The sequence below is a fragment of the Cellulosimicrobium sp. BMG9.22 genome (genome assembly GCF_059159975.1).
In genome coordinates this window covers 48,708-67,045 of record NZ_JBZGBY010000021.1, presented here as the reverse complement: position 1 = coordinate 67,045, position 18,338 = coordinate 48,708, and the positions used below count along the sequence as shown (strand labels likewise).

Sequence of the window (18,338 nt, the reverse complement as noted above, 5' to 3'; positions counted from 1 at the left end):
TGAGGTTCGGCGGCCGGGACGGTCCCGGCCACCGCCTCAGGGTGCGGCCGGTGCGGCGGCGCCGTCCGGCGTCGATCCCTCGCCTGTGGACGGGCGCGCGAGATCCGGGCCTGTGGGTAGCCGTAGAGCCCCGGTGAGCGGGGCAGCGGGCGCCTTGTCGCGCGCGGACTGCGCCAGCTCGCGGACCTGCCTGTGCGTGTCGAGCAGGTCCTGCGTGGGTTTGCCCATCGCCTCCTGGACGACCCGCTCGATCGCCCCGCGGCCCGACGCGAGGACCTGCTGCTCGCGCCGCCGCGCGAGCGTGCGGCGGACCTGGAGAGCGACGAGGAAGGCCACGACCGCGCCGAGCACCGCGACGGCGGCCACGACGGCGCACACGGTGACGAGCGTCCCGCCGAGGTCGAGCACGCCGATCGAGCCGAGCACCGCGAGGACACCCGCGACGACCCCGAGGCCGAGCGCGGACCACGCCGCGCGCCGCGTGGGGCGGGCCGACGACGGGCCGCGGGTGTCGAGCGGGATCTTCGCGAGCGCAGACCGCGTCGCGTCCGCCACGCGGTCCGACGGCGCGACGGCCCCGTCGAGCGCCTTCTGCCAGCCGGGCCGCAGCGACCGGCCCGCGCGAGCGATCCATCGCGAGCGCGACAGCGCGACGGCGTCGGGCTGGGGCGGGGAGAACTCGGGCCGCCCGTAGCCGTTGCGGACCGCGGCGCCGACCTGGCCGGCGACGGCCGGGAGGCCCGTCGCGCCCGCGAGCGCCTCGACCTCCTCCTCGACCGCGGTGCTCATGGTCCAGGGCACGTCGCCGGGGAGCTGCTCGAGGAGCAGCGCGCCCGCACGGTCGAGCTCGCCGGCGACGCGGCTCGCCGCGACGCTGCGCCGCGCGACCGCCTGCTCGAGCAGCGAGCGCAGCTCGTCGAGCCCCTCGCCCGTGCGCGCGGAGACGGTGGTGACGTAGACGCCGTCGAGACCGTCCTCCTCGAGGAGCCGGCCCATGTCCTCCACGAGCGACTCGCGCCGCCCGGGCGGCACGGTGTCGATCTGGTTGAGCGCGACGACCATCGACCCCTCGAGGCCGGTCGACTTGCGCAGGTACCCGGAGTGCAGCGCGTCGTCCGCGTACTTCTGCGGGTCCACGACCCACACGAGCAGGTCGACGAGCGGCAGGACGCGGTCGACGACGGCCCGGTGCGCGGGCTCGATCGAGTCGTGGTCGGGCAGGTCGAGCAGGACGAGCCCGCCGAGCGCGATCTCGTCGTCGCCGTCGAGCTCGCCGTCGCGCGTGATGCGGCGTTCCGGGTCGACGTCGAGCCAGTCGAGCAGCGCCGTCGCGGCGTCGCTCCACGAGCACGACGTCACGCGCGCCGTCGTGGGCCGCTTGACCCCGACGTCCGCGAAGTCGAGCCGCGAGACGCGGTTGAACAGGCTCGACTTGCCGGACCCGGTACCGCCCGCGAGCGCGACGACCGTGTGGTCCACGCCGAGCTCGAGGCGCTCGCGCACACCCCCGATCGCGTCGCGCACCTGGGCCGCGACGGTGGGGTCGAGGCGGTCGCCGGCGAGGTCCACGGCCCGCGCGAGGTCGTCCGTCCGGGCGCGGAGCTGGGCGTCGTGGGACGTCACATGAGCCTCCTCAGCTCGGCGAGTCGTAGGCGGAGCCCGACGGCGGCGTCCGCGGCCAGGGCGGGGACGGCGAGCGCGGTGAGGACCGGCTCGGCCTCCCGCTCGACCATCGTCGCGGCACGGTCGGCGAGGTCGTCGCGCAGCGCGGTGACCGCGTCCTGCCCGGTGTCGGCGAGCACGGACCGTACCAGCAGGGCGGCGTCCTCGTTCCCGGCGGCGCCCGCGAGCAGCAGCGCCTCGAGCCCGGACCCGCCGAACGCCTTGACCGCAGCGCGCGCGGGCTCGGGGGCGGACGACGAGGCCAGCTCGGCGACGGCCTGCTCCGCGCGCGTGGCCCACTGGGCGATCTGCGTCGTCGCCGCGGCCTCGCGGCGGGCCGCCGCGTCCTCCTCGGCGGGCAGGACGTCTCTCCCGCCGGGCAGGGCGGCGGACCCGGCGAGCGCGACGAGCAGGGCCTCGTACCCGAGGACCCCGTCGGCCGCGAGCGTGCGCTGCGCCGCGTCGCGCGTCTCGGCGAGCAAAGGGGCCAGCGCGAGGTCGCGCGCGCGGCCCCGGCGCTTCGACGAGCGCGCGACGCCGCCGCGCACCTTCACGCGGTCGACGCGCTCGGCGCCGACGACCTGGGCCCAGCGCGCGTCGAGCGACCCCCGCGCGACGACGCCGTCCACCACGGCCCGGCGTGCGCCGTCGCGGACGGGCGGGACGGCCTTCTCGACCGCCGCGCGCAGCGCGGCGGCCGCCTCGACCTGCTGCTCGACGGCGTCCGAGACGCCCGTGACCCACGCGGGCAGCGCGCCGAGCGCGCCCTTGAGCGTGCGCACGATCACGGCACGCGAGCGGTCCGGGCCAGCGAGCATCGTCAGCCACCGCGCGACGGGCGCCACGGCCGACCGGTCGAGCAGGCCCTCGTGCGGTCCGACGTCGGGCACGACGAACAGCGGGACACCGTCCATGCCGTGGTCGCGCAGGCGCTGGAGCAGGTCGCCGCGGATCGTCGTGAGCGTCTCGCGCGGGACGCGGTTGAGCACCATCGCGACGCTCGCGCCGCGCTCCTTCGCGCGCGACAGCGCCTGCCACGGCAGGGCGTCGCCGTAGCGCGACGCGGTCGTGACGAACAGCCACAGGTCCGCGGCCTCGAGCAGCTGGCTCGCGGTGTCGCGGTTCTCGGCGAGCAGCGAGTCGAGGTCGGGGGCGTCGAGGAGCGCGGTGCCGCGCGGGACGCCGTCGTGCTCGATGACGCGCGCGACGCGCGTCACCGGGCCCTCGACGATCACGTCCGCGTCGAGCGGGTTGAACGCGAGGACGGGCTCGCGCGTCGTCGGGCGCAGCACGCCCGCCTGCGACACCTCCTCGCCGAGCAACGAGTTGTACAGCGTGGACTTGCCCGCACCCGTCGAGCCGGCGACGACGACGACGGCCGGCGAGGACAGCTCGCGCAGGCGCGGCAGGAGGTGCTCGTCGAGCTGGGACAGGAGCCGGGCGCGCGACGCGTCCGCTTCGGGCGCGCCCTCGATGCGGAGCGGCAGGCGCACGTCGGCGATGTCGCGCCGCAGGTCACGGGCCACGTCGTAGACGGTGACGCCCAGCTCCTCGGTCGCCTGAGCGGGCCTCCACGAGCCGGGCGGACCCCCGGCCCGGGCGGTGCTCGCGTCGCTCGTGGCGGCGTCAGGGGTTCTCACTGGTTCATAGTGACTGCTGCAGGTGGCGGCGCCAAACGTACGCGCCGCGCGGCAGACCGGGACCGGGTCGGGGAGCCTGCCCGCGCGGTGACCGTCCGTCGGCCCGAACTCCCGTGCGGGCGCCACGCCCACTACGATGACTGCGCGCCTCGATAGCTCAATGGATAGAGCAACGGCCTTCTAATCCGTAGGTTGCAGGTTCGAGTCCTGCTCGGGGCACCGCAGAGCACGTGTCGACGGGCGCCCGTCCGCGCACCGTGGGCTCACAGCCGCCACGCCTCGTCGAAGTCGGGGTGGTCGGCGTAGGGCAGTGCGAGGGCTCTCAGGATCCGGTCCCCGACGAACGCGAGCTCGCTGTCCGCCCGCGCCGAGGACGCCCGCTCGAGGTCGACGGTCATGTCGTAGCCGGTCGCCTCGTACGCCAGGTCGATGATGCGCCGCTTCGCGTCGCACTCCGCGAGCGTGCGGGGCGGGTCGAACAGCGGCACCGGCGGGACGGGCGGCGCGTCCTGGGACGCGAGCGCGACCGCCGCGGCGCGGGCGAGGCGCTCGTCCGCGGCGATCCGGGCGTGCAGGAACTCGGGCAGGGTCATGGTGCGCTCCTCGTCAGGGCCGACCACGTGCCGCGTCGAGGGCGAGCCGTCCGCCGCACCCGGTAGTGCCGCGCCGTCCTCTGCTCGTCCACGGGCTCACCGTACGCTCCCGCCCGGGCCGGCGGGCCACGGCACGGGCCGCTCGTGCGGTCACGGACTTCGCTGCCTCAGCCGAACGACGGCGCGCTCGCGTGCTCGATCTCCACCAGGTAGGCGTGCCGTTCCTCGCCGCGCGGGTACGGCCCGCCCGTGTAGAGCACGGAGATGCGGTCGACGACCGCCCAGCCCCCCTCGCCGTCGAGCACGCGGACCACGCGGCCGCGCAGCGTCGCCATGACGAACGGGTTCCCGGTCTCGGTGACGGACACCGCGACGCGCGGGTCGTGCGCGAGGTTGCGCGCCTTGCGCGACCCCGGGCCGGTGAGGAACGCGAGGTGCTCGCCCTCCCAGGCGACCCAGAGCGGGACGACGTGCGGGCCGCCGTCGGGCAGGACGGTCGCGAGGTGCGCGACGTGCTGCCCGGCGACGAGCGCGCGGGCGGCCTCCGGCACGTGGGCGGGTCCAGGCGCGGAGTGGGTGGCTTCGGCGGCGGTGTCAGGGCTCATGGCAGTGGGACCGCCGGACGTGGCCCGACTCATCGGCCGGACCCCGGCTTAGCGCTCAGACGATCGCGCCGCACGACAGGTCGAGCACGACACCCGTGGTGGCGCCCGCGGCGTCGGACGCGAGGAACACGGCGGAACCAGCGACCTCGGCGAGGCGCGGGAGCCGACCGAGCCGCGTGTCGCGCACGAGGTCGGGCAGGTCGTCGCTCGTCGCACCCGCGGTCTCGGGCGTGAAGTTGGGCCGCAGGCCGACGACGCGCACGCCGTTCCGCCCGACCTCGCCCGCGAGGCCGCGCACGAGCGCCTCGAGGGCGGCGCACGCGAGGTTGAACCCGCCCATCTCGTGCCGCGACTCCTGGGCGGCGGTCGTCGAGAGCACGACGACGACGCCGGACCCCTGCTCGACCATGTGGCGCGCCGCGGCCTGGGCCGTGTGCGTGTGCCGCCGCACGGCCTGCACGACGGGCGCCAGGACGTCGTCGGGCGCGAGGTCCACGAACGGGACGTTCTGCACCGCGTCCATCCCGACGGCGTTGAACGACACGTCGAGGCTCCCGGCCGCCGCGACGACGTGCGCCGCGTGGTCGCGGACGGCACGGGCGTCGTCGACGTCCACGACGGCCGCCTCGGCCACGCCCCCCGCGGCGCGGATCTCGTCCGCGAGCGCGTCGAGCGTCGCTGCCGTTTGTCCCGCGAGGTACACGTGGGCGCCCGCGGCGGCGAAGCCCCGGCTCACGGCCGACCCCATCGACCCGGCGGCCCCGTAGACCACGGCGTTCTTCCCGGTGAGCTGCACGGCTTCCTCCTTCTGCACGGCGGTGCGGGCACGCTGTCGCGACGACGCTCGACCCGCGATCGACAGGGAGGACGCCTCGGCGGGACGGAACTCATCGGCCGCCCGTACGTTGTGCTCCGCATGGGGAGTTCTCACCCCCGCCGATGTCCGGAAAGGGTAAAGATCGCGCCACCGGTCGTAGATATACTCACCCAACCGGCGCAGGCCGGTTCCGCCCGGTTCGCCCGGGTCGAGGGGGGCTCGCAAGCCGCCCCACCCCGCCACCGACGGCGACCGACGGCACGCACGAGCGAAGGATCGAGATGACCGAGGCAGCACCGCTCCAGCCCCCCGCTCCGACGGAGACGCTCACGCTCAGCGCCCCGGAGCCCGTCAAGCCGGTCGCCACCACGCAGGCGCCGTCGCTCGCGCCACGCGTCGACGAGGCCGCGATCCCCGGTCTCGAGTCGAAGGTCTCCTCCTACCTCGACCAGCTCCTCGCGACCGACACGCGCTCGCCCGAGTTCGCGGCGAAGGCCGACGACATCCGCAAGATGGGCGACAAGGACATCCGCGCGGCGTCGGACGTGTCGAACCGCATGCTCGAGATGCCGGTGCGCGAGCTGCGCGAGGGCGGCGTCTCGGACAGCTCGAAGGTGAGCAAGTCGCTGCTCGAGCTGCGCCGCACGGTCGAGGACCTCGACCCGAGCGAGGCGAGCATGGGCAAGAAGTTCCTCGGCCTGTTCCCGTTCGGCGGGAAGCTGCAGGACTACTTCCGCCGCTACGAGAGCTCGCAGCAGCAGCTCAACGCGATCGTCCAGTCGCTCTACAACGGCCAGGACGAGCTGCGCAAGGACAACGCCGCGCTGAACCTCGAGAAGCAGAACCTCTGGGACTCGATGGCGCGCCTCAACCAGTACATCTTCATCGCGGAGCGCCTCGACACCCAGCTCGCGACGAAGATCGCGGAGCTCGAGGCGAGCGACCCCGAGCGCGCGCAGGCGCTGCGCGAGGACGTGCTCTTCTACGTCCGCCAGAAGCACCAGGACCTGCTCACGCAGCTCGCGGTGTCCATCCAGGGCTACCTCGCGATGGACATCATCATGAAGAACAACGTCGAGCTCATCAAGGGTGTCGACCGCGCGACGACGACGACGGTCTCCGCGCTGCGCACCGCGGTGATCGTCGCGCAGGCGCTCGCGAACCAGAAGCTCGTCCTGGACCAGATCACCGCGCTCAACACGACGACGTCGAACATGATCGCCTCGACCTCGAAGATGCTGGCGGACCAGTCGGCGAGCATCCAGCAGCAGGCCGCGAGCGCGACCGTCGGGCTGCCGCAGCTCCAGCAGGCGTTCCAGAACATCTACGCGACGCTCGACTCGATCTCCACGTTCAAGACGCAGGCGCTCGACTCGATGGCGCAGACGATCGGCGTGCTCGAGACCGAGACGACGAAGGCGAACGAGTACCTCGACCGGGCCCGGCGCTCGGACCAGTCGCAGGTCGGCAACGGCTCGCTGGACATCGGCCGGCTCTGAGGCGAACCCCGACCCGCACCACGCCACCCGCACCCGCACGACAGATCGGATCCCGAGCTAGATGGGCTGGTTCTCCGACGTGATCGGCCGCCTCGGCGGCCGGTCCTCCGCGCCCGAGCCCGAGTACGAGCTGCCCGCTCCCCCGACGAGCGCCGAGATCCTCGCGTCCGTCGAGCGCGTGGAGCAGCAGATCGAGGGCCGGGTCGCGCCTGCGGTCACCGCGCGGGTGCACCGCATCACCGGCACGGTCGAGGACATGGTCCCCCGGCTCGACCGGCTCGGGGGCGGCTCGCAGCAGGCGCACACGGTCGTCGCGACCGCGACGAGCTACCTGCCCGAGGCCGTCGGCGCGTACCTGCGCCTGCCGCGCGACTTCGCCGACCGGCGCGTCGTCGCCCAGGGCAAGACGTCGCTCATGCTGCTGTGCGACCAGCTCGACCTGCTCGGCGTGACGCTCGACAAGATCTCCGACGCCGTCTCGCGCGCCGACGCCGCGGCGCTCGTGGCGCACGGCGCGTTCCTCGCGGAGAAGTTCCGCGACTCGTCGATCGCGCTCGACCCGGGCGCGGGCCACGGCACGCCGCAGCCGCCCGCCGGGACGACGTCGGAACCCGGACGGCTGGAGGCCCCGTGACGACCCCCGAGCTCGCCGCCGCGCTGGACGCGCTCGGCACGGCCGCGCGCGCCGCCGGCGTGGACGAGCAAGCCGCACGCGACGAGGGCGCTCGTCTCGCGGCGGCCGTCGCCGAGTCCTCCCCCGGCGCGTCGGCCGCGTGGCTCGCCGCGCTGGGCCACGACGCCGCGGCGACGGGCGCGTTCTTCACCGCGGCCTCGAGCGCACGCCGCTGGCGCACGTCGCCGACCGACGTCCTGGCCGGGCTCGTCGCGGCGCGCTCGACCCACGCGACCGCCTACGGGCAGGCGCTCGCCGACGTCGCGCTCGCGGGCGCGCGCCTCGGCTCGCCCGGTCCGCACGTCGCCGGGAGCGCCGCCGCGGCAGCGGCCGTGCAGCGCGCCGGTGCGACAGGCGCCGGTGCAGCGGCGACCGGCACCGCCGGGGCCGGGCACGCGACGTCGGGCACGACGGCGCAGCGCCCCGTGGGCGGGCCCCTCACCGCTCGTCCCGGATCCGACGCGAACCCGTTCGACCTCGGCGACCTCGTCGCGGCCCAGGGCGCGCTCGGCGGGCTGCGTCCCCAGGCGCCCGACGTGCCGTCGGTCGAGTCGATCCTCGACGCTCTCGGTGCCCGGAACCCCGCCGCGCCGGGCGGTCCGGCCCACGCCGCGCCGTCGGGCACGACGGGAGGCCACGCCGACGCCCCGGCCGCGCAGGCGGCGGACGCGACGGCCGCGGCCACCGCCACCGAGGAGGCCGCCGAGGAGCCGCCTCGCTCGATCGAGGAGCTGCTCGCCGAGCTCGACGCGCTCACGGGCCTCGCCCGGGTGAAGGACGAGATCCACCGCCAGACCGAGCTGCTGCGTGTCGAGCAGCTGCGCACCAAGGCCGGTCTCACGCGCCCGACGCTCACGCGCCACCTGGTGTTCCTCGGGAACCCGGGCACCGGCAAGACGACGGTCGCGCGCCTCGTCGCGGGCATCTACCGCGCGCTCGGGCTGCTGGCCAAGGGTCACCTCGTCGAGGTCGACCGCTCCGAGCTCGTCGCGGGCTACCTCGGGCAGACGGCGGTCAAGACCTCGGAGGTCGTCGCGACGGCGCTCGAGGGCGTGCTGTTCGTGGACGAGGCGTACGGGCTCGCGAAGGACCAGTACGGCGCCGAGGCGATCAACACGCTGGTCAAGGACATGGAGGACCACCGCGACGAGCTCGTCGTCATCGTCGCCGGGTACCCCGGCCCGATGGGCGACTTCCTCGCGACGAACCCGGGGCTCGAGTCGCGGTTCTCCACCACCATCACGTTCGAGGACTACACCGACGCCGAGCTGCGCGACATCTTCGCGGGCATGGCCGCGAAGTCCGACTTCGAGCCGACGCCCGAGGCGCTCGACGTGTTCTCCCGGCTCGCGGCCGCGCAGCCGCGCACCGAGGGGTTCGGCAACGCGCGCTGGGCGCGCAACGTCCTCGACGCCGCGATCAGCCGGCACGCGTGGCGGCTCAAGGACACGGCCGAGCCGACGATCGACGAGCTGCGCCGCTTGTTGCCCGCCGACCTCGTCGACGGCGAGTCCGCGCCCGCCCGGCTCGCCGCGCTCGAGCCGCCGGACGAGCAGGACGCACCCGAGACCGGCATCGAGCCTGAGCCTGAGATCGAGATCGACACCGCACCCTCCACCGCCGAGGAGAACGCATGACGACCACCCCGGTCCGCCCGGCGGGCCCACCGCCCGCCGGCGCCCCAGCGTCCGGCGCACCCGCGCCCGGGCGCGCCGTCACCGGCCCGGCGCCCGCGACAGCACCGGCAGCCGTGTCCCGCGCCCGCGGCGCGCTGCGCCGAACGCCCGGGAGGCTGCGTCTCGTCATGGGCCTGTGCGTCCTCGCGTCGGTCGTGCTCGGCGTGCTCGGCTTCCAGGCCGGCTCCGTCCAGTCGCGCGCGCTCGACGCCGCGAGCGCGGACGCCGCGCAGCTCGTCGGCGTCCAGGAGGTCCGCAACGCGCTGGTCGCCGCCGACGCGACGGCCACGGGGGCGTTCCTCGTCGGCGGCCTCGAGCCCACCGAGCAGCGCGCCCGCTACGACGACCTCGTCGACCAGGCGGCGAACCGTCTCGCCACCCTGTCGGGGAGCAACGAGGCCGACGCCGAGCTGCTCGGGCAGGTCGCGGCCGACCTCACGGTCTACACCGGGCTCGTCGAGCAGGCGCGTGCGAACAACCGGCAGGGCTTCCCGGTCGGCTCGGCCTACCTCGACCAGTCCTCGACGATCCTGCGCGAGCAGATGCTCCCGGCGCTCGACGAGGTCGTGCTCGACGACGCCGACCGTGTCGCCGCCGACTTCTCGGGCGTGCGCAACGCGTTGTGGGTCCTCGCCGGCGGGCTGGTCGCGCTCGCGGTGCTCGTCCTGAGCCAGGTGTGGCTCGCGCGGCGCACGCACCGCGTGCTCAACGTCGGCCTCGCCGTCGGGACCGCGGTCGTGCTCGTCGTGGGCGTCGTGGCGACCGTGCTGCTCGCCCAGGCGGGCTCGCGCGCGCAGGATGTGCGCACGGGCCCGTACGCGGCGACGCTCGCCGCGTCGCAGGCCTACTCGCTCGCCAACGACGCGAAGTCGATGGAGGCGTTCACGCTCATCAAGCGCGGCTCGGGCCAGGCGTACGAGGAGGCGTTCGTCGCCTCGACCACCGACGCGGCACAGCGGCTCGACACGGCGGCGGCCGACGGCATCCTCGACGGGTCGACGGCGCAGGCGCTGGACGCGTGGGTCGCGCACCACGCGGAGATCCGCGCGCTCGACGACGGCGGGCAGTGGGACGAGGCGGTCGCGCTCGCGACCGCGACCGACCCCGAGAGCTCCAACGCCGCGTTCGACGCGTTCTCCGCGAGCGCGCGCGAGGACATCGAGACCAACGCCGCCGCCACGACGGACCGGCTCGGGAGCGCGGCCACGACCGCGACCGTCGCGGGCTGGCTGCTGCTGGCCGCGGGACTCGTCGCCGCGCTGCTCGCGTGGCGCGGTGTGACGGCACGACTGGAGGAGTACCGGTGACGACGACGCTCTCCCCGCGCAGCGGGACCCGCGCGACCCGACCGCGCCCCGGGCGGCGCACGGGCGCCGTCGCGGCCGGGCTCGCGGTGCTGCTCGCGCTCGCGGCGTGCTCCGGGCCGACGGGGGCGGACGACCTGCAGCTCACCCCGGCCGAGGCCGAGACGACGGACGAGGGCTCCTCGGGAGCACCGGCGGCGCCGGTCGAGTGCACCGACCCGCTCGCGTCGTACGCGCCCGAGGGTGCGCTGCCGGGACCGGGCGCGCTGCCCGGCGGCAGCACGATGGCCGCGATCCGCGACCGCGGCACCCTCGTCGTCGGCGTCTCGGCCGACACCCTGCTCATGGGCGCGCGCAACCCGCTGTCGGGCGAGATCGAGGGCTTCGACATCGGCGTGCTCCACGAGATCTCGCGCGCGATCTTCGGCGACCCGGACCGTCTGCAGTTCCGCGTCATCACGTCGGGCCAGCGTCTCGAGGTGCTGGAGAACGGCGACGTCGACCTCGTCGCGCGCGCGTTCACGATCAACTGCGAGCGCTGGGAGTCCATCGCGTTCTCCGCGGAGTACTACCACGCGGGCCAGAAGGTGCTCGTGTCGCGCGACTCGACCGCGGGCGGCATCGCCGACCTGGAGGGCCAGCGCGTGTGCGCGCCCGAGGGCACGACGACGCTCACGCGCCTCGAGGAGTTCTCCGGCATCGAGCCGGTGCCGGCGACGACGCACACCCAGTGCCTCGTGCTCTTCCAGCAGGGCAAGGTCGACGCCATCACCGGCGACGACACGATCCTCGCGGGCTTCGCGGCGCAGGACCCCTACGCCAAGGTCGTCGGGGAGGCGATCAGCGACGAGCCGTACGGCATCGGCGTCCCCGCGGCGAACGTCGACATGGTGCGGTTCGTCAACGGCGTGCTCGAGCAGATGAAGTCGGACGGGCGCTGGACCGCGCTCTACGACGAGTGGCTCGGCGTGCTCGGCCCCGCCCCGACCCCGCCGGCCGCGGTGTACGGTCGCACTTCGTGAGCCGCACCGCAGCACCCGAGGCGCCCGGGAGGCTCGGCGAGGCGATCCCCGCCGCGGACCTCCTGGCGTACCTCGCCGCGCTCGAGACGTGGCTCGACGAGCGTCGCACCGAGCTCGACCGCCTCGACGCGGCCGCGCAGGCGGCGGCCACGCCCGACGCGTACACCGCCGACCTCGTGCTCGCGCTGTCGATGTGGCAGGCGATCCGTTCGCGCGCGGACGAGATCCGCCCGGTGTGGGACTCGGGCCGCGCGGACGACATCGCGCGCGAGAAGATCTCGCGGCTCGTCTGGGGCCGGCTCGACTCGGGCTCGGGGGCCGCGCTGGTCTCGCTCGTCGAGGCCGTCAAGCTGTGCGACGCGCTCGTCGTCCAGCTGCGCACGCGCCTGTCGTTCGACCCGCACACCGCCGACCATGTCGCGCGCCTGCGCGGCGTGCGCGCCGAGCTCGTGCGCTGCGAGGACCTCGCGGGCTCCGACGCCGACGCGCGTGGCCGCGTGCAGACCCTGCGCGGGCGGCTCGACCACCTCGTCGCCCAGGCGGCCCGCGGCGCCGACGTGTCGGGGCCGCTCGCCGAGCTCGAGGCCCAGGTGGCGCGAGCCGAGCGCGACCTCATCGTCGCGTCCTCCCAGCGCCGCGAGCTGCGTCGTGACCGGACCCGCGCCGACGAGCAGCGCGCCGCGCTCGAGGCCCGCGAGCCTGCGCTGCGCGAGCTCGTGGCGCGCTGCCGACGCGAGATCGCCCACCCGCCGCGGCTCGCCGTGCCCGACGTCTCCCGCCTCGGCCCCGTGCCCGACTCACGCTTCGAGCTGGACGCCTACACGGCGCGGCTCGCGACGGTGGCCCGCGCGGTCGAGACCGTCGCGGACGCCTACACCAAGCCGCTGCGCGAACGGGCCGAGCTCCGCTACAGCCTCGAGAAGCTCGCGGCGAAGGCCCGGGCGAACGGCCGCTCGGCCTCCCCCACCGTGCGCTCCGGCCTCGTCGAGGCCCGCGACGCCGTCGAGGCCGCGCCGTGCGACGTGACGCTCGCCCGCTTCCTCGTCGAGCAGTACCAGTTCCTCACCCGCGACCTGCCCACCTCGGAAGGAGCGTCGTCGTGACGACCACCGCGACCGTCCCGTGCTCGGAGCCCGGCTGCCCGGGCACGATCGAGGACGGCTACTGCAACGTGTGCGGCGCGCCCGCAGGCGGCTCTGCAGGCGCCTCGCCCGCCCCGGCGTCCACCGCGGCCCCGGCTCCCGGCTCCGCGGCGGCCGCCTCCCCGTCGGCGATGCTCGGCACGGGCTTCGTCGAGGGCCGGCCGGGAACCGCCTCGCGCGCCGGAGCCGACCCCGACGCCGAGCGCTCGACCCGTACGGGCCGCACGAGCTCGAGCCGCCTCGCCACGGCGGCGCTCGGCTCCGCGCGCACCGCGGCGACGGGGACGAAGGCGACGCGGCGCGTCGGGACGTCGTCGACGCGTCTGCGCGGCCACCGGCTCGGCGCCGGGCTGACCACGGTGCCCTCGGCACCGGTCACCGACCCGCTGCAGGCCGTCATGGCCGTGCCCGAGGTCGCGGAGCGCAAGCGGTACTGCCCCGCGTGCGGGGAGAAGGTCGGCCGCGGGCGCGACGGCCAGCCCGGCCGGACGTCGGGGTTCTGCCCGCACTGCGGCAACCGGTTCGACTTCACGCCGCAGCTCCGCCCGGGCGACCTCGTCGGCGGGCAGTACGAGGTCGTCGGCTGCCTCGCGCACGGCGGTCTCGGCTGGATCTACCTCGCGCGCGACCAGAACGTGTCCGGCCGGTGGGTGGTGCTCAAGGGCCTGCTCAACTCGGGCGACCCCGACGCCTACGCCGCGGCCATCTCCGAGCGCCAGTTCCTCGCCGAGGTCGAGCACCCGCTCATCGTGGAGATCTACAACTTCGCGATGCACGAGGGCGCGGGCTACACCGTCATGGAGTACGTCGGCGGCAAGTCGCTCAAGGAGATCCTCCAGGACCGGCGCGATGCGAAGGGCGGGGCGATCGACCCGCTCCCCGTCGACCAGGCCCTCGCCTACGTGCTCGAGGTCCTGCCGGCGTTCGCCTACCTGCACGACCACGACCTGCTGTTCTGCGACTTCAAGCCCGAGAACGTCATCCAGCAGGGCGACGGGGTCAAGCTCATCGACCTCGGCGGCGTGCGCCGCGCGGACGACCTGCAGTCGGCCATCTTCGGCACCGTCGGCTACCAGGCGCCCGAGGTCGCGGAGGTCGGCCCCTCGATCGCCTCCGACATCTACACCATCGGGCGCACGCTGGCCACGCTCGTCCTCGACTTCCGCGGGAACACGACGACGTACGTCGCGTCCTTGCCGCCCGTCGCCGAGACGCCGGTCTTCCAGCAGTACGACTCCTTCTACCGCCTGCTCGCCAAGGCGTGCGCGCTCGACCCGTCGGACCGGTTCGGCACCGTCGACGAGATGCGCGCCCAGCTCGTGGGCGTGCTGCGCGAGGTCGTCGCGACCGACCGCGGGCCGGGCAACGCGGCGCTCCACTCGGCAGCGTCCGTGCTGTTCGAGGCACCCGTGTCGGACGTCGCCGAGCGCCCGCTCGCGTGGGACGAGCTGCCGACGCTGCGCATCGACGAGCACGACCCGATGGCGAGCTGGCTCGCCGGCGTGAACGTCGCGGACCCCGACGCGCTCCTCGCCGCGCTCGCCGACGCGCCCGAGGACACGGTCGAGGTGCGCCTCGCCCGGGCGCGCGCCGCGATCGAGGCCGAGCGGTCCGACGTCGTGCAGGCCACGATCGCGCAGATCCTCACCGACGACCCCTGGGAGTGGCGCGCGGCGTGGCTCGGCGGCCTGGCCGAGCTCGCGCGCGGCGACGCCGTCTCGGCCCGCGCGTCGTTCAACGCCGTCTACGGGCAGGTCCCCGGCGAGCTCGCGCCCAAGCTCGCGCTCGCGACGGCGTGCGAGGTGAGCGGCGAGCCGGACATCGCCGAGTCGCTCTACGTCATCTGCGCGCGCTCCGACGCGAACTACACCGCGCCGTCGGCGTTCGGCCTCATGCGCGTGCGCGAGGGGCGCGGAGACCTCGACGGGGCGCTGCACGCGCTCGACCTCGTGACGTCCACGCGCTCGTCCTACGTGGAGTCGCGCATCCTGCGCGCCCACCTGCTGGCCGAGTCCGGTCGCGGCCTGCCCGCCCTCGCGGACGCGATGGCCAGCGTCCAGACGGTGACCATCGCCCCGCGCGAGCGCGCCGAGCTCGCCGTCGGGGTGCTGCGCTCGGCGCTCGAGACCGTGTCGGCCTCGGGGCCCCAGCCGACGACCCGCATCGCGAACGTCCCCGCGGACGAGCCCGCGCTGCGCGACGCGCTCGAGGGCGCGTACCGCGAGCTCGCGTCGCTCACGGAGTCACGCGACGAGCGGATCACGCTCGTCGACCGAGCGAACGAGGTGCGACGGTGGACGGTCCGATGAGCGACGCCCCGACGACGGCAGGCACGCCCGGCGTGCTCGCGTGCCCGGCGTGCGGCGAGCCGTCGCCCGACGGCGCGCGCTTCTGCGAGGCGTGCGGCACTCCGCTCGCGGTGCTCACCGACCCCGACCCGGAACCTCCGGCGGCCGGCCTCGCACCCGGGCTCCCCGAGGACTCCGCGGGCGTCCCGGCTGCGTCGGACCCGTCGGACGCGGAGGGCGCGGCCCCGGCGGTCCGCCCGTGCGTCAGGTGCGGTGGGCGCGTGGCCGAGGACGGGTACTGCACCGAGTGCGGCGAGCCCGCGGCGTCCGAGCGTGACCACTGGGCCGAGCGGCCCGCGCCCTGGGTCGGGGGCGTGTGCGACCGCGGGGTGCGCCACGTGCGCAACGAGGACGCGATGGCGCTCGCCGCCGGGCCCTCCGCGTCCGACGCGCGCGCCTTCGCGGCGCTCGTCGTGTGCGACGGCGTCTCGTCGGCCCCGGACTCCGACGTCGCGAGCCTCGCGGCAGCCAAGGCGGCGCGCGACGTGCTCGTCGCGGGTGCCCCTGCCGGCACGACCCCCGTCGAGGGCGAGCCGACGGCCCGCATGGGCGTCTGGTCGGCGCGGATCGCCGACGCGTCGCGCGCGGCGCAGGACGCGATCCTCGCGACCGTCGGGGCGATGGCCGACCGCGAGAACCCGCCGTCGTGCACGTTCGTCGCGGCCGTCGTGGACGGCCCGCTCGTCGTGGTGGGCTGGGTCGGCGACTCGCGCGCGTACTGGATCCCCGACGACGGCGAGGCGCACCAGCTCAGCGTCGACGACTCGTGGGCGCAGGAGATGATGGCGCAGGGCATCCCGCGCGCGCAGGCCGAGACCTCGCCCCAGGCGCACGCCATCACGCGCTGGCTCGGCCCGGACGCCCCGGACCCCGTCGCCCGGACGGCCGCCACGCTCCCTGACCGCGCGGGCTGGGTGCTCGTCTGCTCGGACGGGCTCTGGAACTACTGCTCGCCCGCGGCCGACCTCGCCGCCCTGCTCCACGCGACGCAGGGCGACGTCGGGGACGACCCCCAGGAGATCTCCGGGGCGCTCGTCGACTGGGCGAACGCCCAGGGCGGCCGGGACAACATCACCGCGACGCTCGCCCGCTTCCTCCCCTGACCCGACCCCACCCTCGCAGACCCGATAACCTCTCCGGATCACCGCATCACCGAAGGAGCCCCCATGGCCGAGTTCGCCGCCGAGGTCTACCAGAACGAGTTCCTGTCCGAGGGCGCGACGGACGTCCACGCGATCGTCACGGTGACGTGCACCGGGGCGGGCAGCGCGGGCGGCGGCGGTTCGGCGGGCGGGGTCGCCGAGATCATCATGGTCGACACGTCCGGCTCGATGTCGGGCCGCAACATGGAGGCGGCGAAGCACGCGGCGCAGGTCGCGGTCGACCAGATCAACGACGGCACCTGGTTCGCGATCGTCGGCGGCTCGCACGTCGCGAACCGCGCCTTCCCGTACCCGAACGCCCGCATGGCGATGGTGCAGATGGAGCCGGGCGCGCGCGCCGAGGCGAAACGCGCGATCTCGATGATGGCGCCGGGCGGCGGCACGGCGATGAGCACGTGGCTGCGCCTCGCGGACCAGCTCTTCGAGACCGTGCCGCAGGCGACGCAGCGCCACGCGATCCTCCTCACGGACGGCAAGAACGAGTCGGAGCCGCGCGGGAACCTCTCCGCGGCGGTGCGCGACGTGACGGGCCACTTCCAGTGCGACGCCCGCGGCGTGGGGACGCGCTGGCAGGTCGACGAGCTGCGCGAGATCTCGACCGCGCTCCTCGGCACCGTCGACCTCATCGCCGACCCCGGCGAGATCGCCGCCGACTTCGAGAAGCTCATGCAGGCATCGATGGCGCGCGGGGTCGCGTCGGCCGACCTCCGGGTGTGGACCCCGCAGGGCTCCCAGGTGCTGTTCGTCCGGCAGGTCGCGCCGACCGTCGAGGACCTCACGAACCGTCGTGCCGAGGTCAACCCGCTGACCGGCGCCTACCCGACCGGTTCGTGGGGCGACGAGTCGCGCGACTACCACGTGTCCGTGCGCGTCGCGTCGAAGCCGGTCGGCTCGGAGCAGCTCGCGGCACGCGTCCAGCTCGCGGTGAACGGAGAGGTCGTCTCGTCGGGCCTCGTCAAGGCCAAGTGGTCCGACGACGAGTCGCTCACGACGCGCATCAACCCCGAGGTCGCGCACTACACGGGCCAGACCGAGCTCGCTGCCGCGATCCAGGAAGGGCTCGCCGCCAAGGCGTCGGGCGACGAGGCGACGGCCACCGTCAAGCTCGGCCGCGCGGTCCAGCTCGCGCAGCAGACGGGCAACGACGAGGCGACGTCCCGCCTGCGCAAGGTCGTCGAGATCGACGACGAGGAGCACGGGACCGTGCGGCTCAAGCGCAACGCGTCGACCCTCGACGAGATGGCGCTCGACACCGCGTCGACGAAGACCACGCGGGTCCGCCGGTGAGCGCCGTCGTCTGCCCCAACGGGCACCCCTCGCAGTCCACCGACTACTGCGACGTGTGCGGCGAGCCGATGGGGGCCGCTTCGTCGGCCGCCGCGGTCGCGTCGCCGGCGAGCGGCTCGACGCCGTCCCCCGGGGCGGCGACCGCAGCCGCCCCCACGACCTGCCCGAACTGCGACTTCCCGGCGCCGGACGGCGCGCTGTTCTGCGAGAACTGCGGGTACGACTTCACGACGGGGGCGCTGCCCGACCCGGTCGAGCCGCCGTCCGCGCTCTCGCTCGACCCGCCGTCGCGCCCCGCCCCCGCACCCGCGGGTGGTCCCGGCCCGGACCCGGCACCCGGCTCGACGGCCACCCCGCCGTCCGAGCCCGGGGCGTCGGCCGGTTCCGCCGCCACGCCGCCTCCCCTGCCCGCGGCGGGCACGGACCCGGGCGCGACGACCGAACCGGCCGTGGCCGCGCCGTCGGGCAGCGGGCTGCCGACACCGCCCGTCCCGGGGCCGGACCAGTGGGTCGTGGAGATCTGGATCGACCCCGACTGGTACACAGCGCAGCAGCCCGAGGACCCGATGCCCTCTGCGGGGCTGCCCGGCCTGGTGGTCCTGCGCGAGCGCAGCGTGCTCGTCGGGCGCCCCTCGGTGTCGCGCGGCATCCACCCGCAGGTCGACTGCGGCGCCGACACCGGCGTGTCACGACGGCACTGCCAGCTCAGCACGGACGGCCAGCGCTGGTGGGTCGAGGACCTGCAGTCGTCGAACGGGACGTACGTGAGCCCGGCCGGCGAGGCCGTCCCGACGGACCCGATCCCCGCCGGCCAGCGGCGTGAGCTGGCCGACGGGGACCGGATCTACCTCGGGGCGTGGACGCGCCTCGTCGTGCGCAAGGCGCTCCCGGGCGAGGTCTGAGCGGG

At 75.2% G+C, this 18,338-nt stretch carries 15 protein-coding genes and 1 tRNA gene; 11 read left to right on the top strand and 5 right to left on the bottom strand.

All coding sequences use genetic code 11. The annotated features are described in order from the left end of the window. Positions 1-36: 36 nt before the first annotated feature. Both AC4H2H_RS14290 and AC4H2H_RS14285 read right to left on the bottom strand, forming a co-directional pair. On the bottom strand, positions 37-1,623 hold the full coding sequence (locus AC4H2H_RS14290; RefSeq protein WP_494371475.1) for a GTPase family protein: 1,587 nt from the start codon (positions 1,621-1,623) through the stop codon (positions 37-39). Next, positions 1,620-3,302, bottom strand: a complete 1,683-nt coding sequence (locus AC4H2H_RS14285; protein WP_494371474.1) for a GTPase — start codon at positions 3,300-3,302, stop codon at positions 1,620-1,622. The genes AC4H2H_RS14290 and AC4H2H_RS14285 overlap by 4 nt, the downstream gene beginning before the upstream one ends. Before the next feature lie 146 nt (positions 3,303-3,448). Between AC4H2H_RS14285 and AC4H2H_RS14280 the strand changes: the two genes are divergently transcribed. Next, positions 3,449-3,521, top strand: a tRNA-Arg gene (locus tag AC4H2H_RS14280). Between the two features lie 44 nt (positions 3,522-3,565). On the opposite strand, the gene AC4H2H_RS14275 is transcribed toward AC4H2H_RS14280, so the two are convergent. The 3 genes from AC4H2H_RS14275 to AC4H2H_RS14265 all read right to left on the bottom strand — a co-directional run bounded on the left by AC4H2H_RS14275 (position 3,566) and on the right by AC4H2H_RS14265 (position 5,296). Next, entirely contained in the window at positions 3,566-3,895 is a 330-nt protein-coding gene (locus AC4H2H_RS14275; RefSeq protein WP_494371473.1) for a DUF6221 family protein, read from the bottom strand. Positions 3,896-4,062: 167 nt separating this feature from the next. Next, positions 4,063-4,500, bottom strand: a complete 438-nt coding sequence (locus AC4H2H_RS14270) for a PPOX class F420-dependent oxidoreductase (RefSeq protein ID WP_494371472.1) — start codon at positions 4,498-4,500, stop codon at positions 4,063-4,065. A 55-nt stretch (positions 4,501-4,555) separates the two neighbouring features. Further along, positions 4,556-5,296 carry an SDR family NAD(P)-dependent oxidoreductase gene (locus AC4H2H_RS14265; RefSeq protein WP_494371471.1) on the bottom strand — a complete coding sequence of 247 codons (741 nt, stop codon included), beginning with the start codon at positions 5,294-5,296 and terminating at the stop codon, positions 4,556-4,558. A gap of 302 nt (positions 5,297-5,598) precedes the next feature. Here AC4H2H_RS14265 and AC4H2H_RS14260 point away from each other — a divergent pair, with 302 nt between their 5' ends. The 10 genes from AC4H2H_RS14260 to AC4H2H_RS14215 all read left to right on the top strand — a co-directional run bounded on the left by AC4H2H_RS14260 (position 5,599) and on the right by AC4H2H_RS14215 (position 18,333). After that, positions 5,599-6,816, top strand: coding sequence for a toxic anion resistance protein (locus AC4H2H_RS14260; RefSeq protein ID WP_494371470.1), 1,218 nt, complete (start codon positions 5,599-5,601; stop codon positions 6,814-6,816). Between the two features lie 61 nt (positions 6,817-6,877). Then, the gene (locus AC4H2H_RS14255; protein WP_494371469.1) at positions 6,878-7,450 is read left to right on the top strand and encodes a hypothetical protein; all 573 of its coding nucleotides are present in this window, start codon (positions 6,878-6,880) and stop codon (positions 7,448-7,450) included. After that, on the top strand, positions 7,447-9,126 hold the full coding sequence (locus AC4H2H_RS14250) for an AAA family ATPase (RefSeq protein ID WP_494371468.1): 1,680 nt from the start codon (positions 7,447-7,449) through the stop codon (positions 9,124-9,126). Before AC4H2H_RS14255 ends, AC4H2H_RS14250 begins: the two co-directional genes overlap by 4 nt. After that, on the top strand, positions 9,123-10,472 hold the full coding sequence (locus AC4H2H_RS14245; RefSeq protein WP_494371467.1) for a GlnX family signal transduction membrane protein: 1,350 nt from the start codon (positions 9,123-9,125) through the stop codon (positions 10,470-10,472). Before AC4H2H_RS14250 ends, AC4H2H_RS14245 begins: the two co-directional genes overlap by 4 nt. Beyond that, positions 10,469-11,491, top strand: a complete 1,023-nt coding sequence (locus AC4H2H_RS14240) for a glutamate ABC transporter substrate-binding protein (protein WP_494371466.1) — start codon at positions 10,469-10,471, stop codon at positions 11,489-11,491. Before AC4H2H_RS14245 ends, AC4H2H_RS14240 begins: the two co-directional genes overlap by 4 nt. After that, positions 11,488-12,594 (top strand): hypothetical protein, encoded by a 1,107-nt coding sequence (locus AC4H2H_RS14235; RefSeq protein WP_494371465.1) that lies wholly within the window; start codon positions 11,488-11,490, stop codon positions 12,592-12,594. Before AC4H2H_RS14240 ends, AC4H2H_RS14235 begins: the two co-directional genes overlap by 4 nt. Then, on the top strand, positions 12,591-14,942 hold the full coding sequence (locus tag AC4H2H_RS14230) for a serine/threonine-protein kinase (RefSeq protein ID WP_494371464.1): 2,352 nt from the start codon (positions 12,591-12,593) through the stop codon (positions 14,940-14,942). The genes AC4H2H_RS14235 and AC4H2H_RS14230 overlap by 4 nt, the downstream gene beginning before the upstream one ends. After that, positions 14,939-16,084 (top strand): PP2C family protein-serine/threonine phosphatase, encoded by a 1,146-nt coding sequence (locus tag AC4H2H_RS14225; protein ID WP_494371463.1) that lies wholly within the window; start codon positions 14,939-14,941, stop codon positions 16,082-16,084. The genes AC4H2H_RS14230 and AC4H2H_RS14225 overlap by 4 nt, the downstream gene beginning before the upstream one ends. A 63-nt stretch (positions 16,085-16,147) precedes the next feature. Further along, the gene (locus tag AC4H2H_RS14220) at positions 16,148-17,431 is read left to right on the top strand and encodes a VWA domain-containing protein (RefSeq protein WP_494371462.1); all 1,284 of its coding nucleotides are present in this window, start codon (positions 16,148-16,150) and stop codon (positions 17,429-17,431) included. Beyond that, positions 17,428-18,333 carry an FHA domain-containing protein gene (locus AC4H2H_RS14215; RefSeq protein ID WP_494371461.1) on the top strand — a complete coding sequence of 302 codons (906 nt, stop codon included), beginning with the start codon at positions 17,428-17,430 and terminating at the stop codon, positions 18,331-18,333. The genes AC4H2H_RS14220 and AC4H2H_RS14215 overlap by 4 nt, the downstream gene beginning before the upstream one ends. The last annotated feature ends 5 nt before the right edge of the window (positions 18,334-18,338 follow it).